Below are 1153 nucleotides of genomic sequence, written 5' to 3' on the forward strand. Positions count from 1 at the left end.
GGAGCAACTGTCTTTGAGGATTTATTTTCAAAATAATCCTTTCGGACATGGCTTCGCCAGCGATACCGCGTAGCGGTATTACTGGCGAAGCCCGCGCTTCAGTAAAGTGCCCCTCATTTGTTATCAGGCTGCGGGGGCCTGAGATTTCTGCTCTCTCCAACCCGTGCCATCTCGCAGCATTGCGTTAAGACGAATCAAGAGCTTGCGCATGCATGCCACAACAGCGACCTTCGCAAGCTTGCCTCGCGCTCGCAGAGCCTCATATTCGGCTTTGACTTGCGGATCGTGCTGAACCATTGACCAGGTCGACATATAGGTTGCGCCACGCACTGTATAGCGCCCGCCCTCGATTGATCTGGGGCCGCTCTTCTTGCCACTATCGTTGTTGTAGGGCGCTAACCCTGCCAAAGCCGCAATCTTGCGTCCCGACACGGTTCCGAGCTCAGGAAGAAATGCCAAGAGCGTTCCGCAGGTGATGGCTCCGATCCCTTTCACCGACCTCAGTCGTCTGGCTTTCTCCTGATCCAGCACGGTCGAGGCATCCTCAATCTCCTTACCCAATGACTTGATCTGGCCCTCCAGGTAAGCGATGTGATCGGTGTAAGTGGATATGGCTTTAGCGCATGTGGTTTGCTTCATCCGGCGCTTGTCGCTGTCCCGGCTCTTGACCAAGCTGCCTCGCAGCTTGAGCAATTCGCCCAGCTCATCCCGATCCTTATTCGGTTCAACATGCGGCAAGTCTTCGAAATCTCTCGCAAACTTCGCCAGCATCTGAGCATCGATCTTATCGGTTTTAGCTATCTTGCCCATTGCTCTCGCATAGTCGCGAGCGCGTTTTGGATTGACGCGAAAGACATTCAAACCTTCCAACCGCAAGGCTCTGAGCAATGCCCTTTCATAGCCGCCGGTGGCTTCAAGCAAGACCCGTCCCACCTCAAGCTCGTTCAGGCATGTGATCAGCCGAGTGAAGCCCTCAAGGTCATTACTCACCTGAAACTGCGCGTAATTCGCAGGAAGAAACCCCACATCCACAGTCGCTTTCGAAACATCGAGACCAACATAGTAGGAAATCATCGCCAAACCCTCTTACACTCAAGAAGTGAGAGCACTCTGACCTATCCCTAGCTTGTGATTTCGAGTTTTGCCGCTCATC

The 1153-nt window shown here is 53.5% G+C and carries 1 protein-coding gene; it reads right to left on the reverse strand.

Annotated features, from left to right (window positions below):
* Positions 1 to 123: 123 nt before the first annotated feature.
* The gene (locus H096_RS21120) at positions 124 to 1074 is read right to left on the reverse strand and encodes an IS110 family transposase (protein ID WP_033901313.1); all 951 of its coding nucleotides are present in this window, start codon (positions 1072 to 1074) and stop codon (positions 124 to 126) included.
* Positions 1075 to 1153 lie beyond the last annotated feature (79 nt).

The organism is Pseudomonas sp. FH1 (genome assembly GCF_000510895.2).
Classification (GTDB): Bacteria; Pseudomonadota; Gammaproteobacteria; order Pseudomonadales; family Pseudomonadaceae; genus Aquipseudomonas; species Aquipseudomonas azotoformans_A.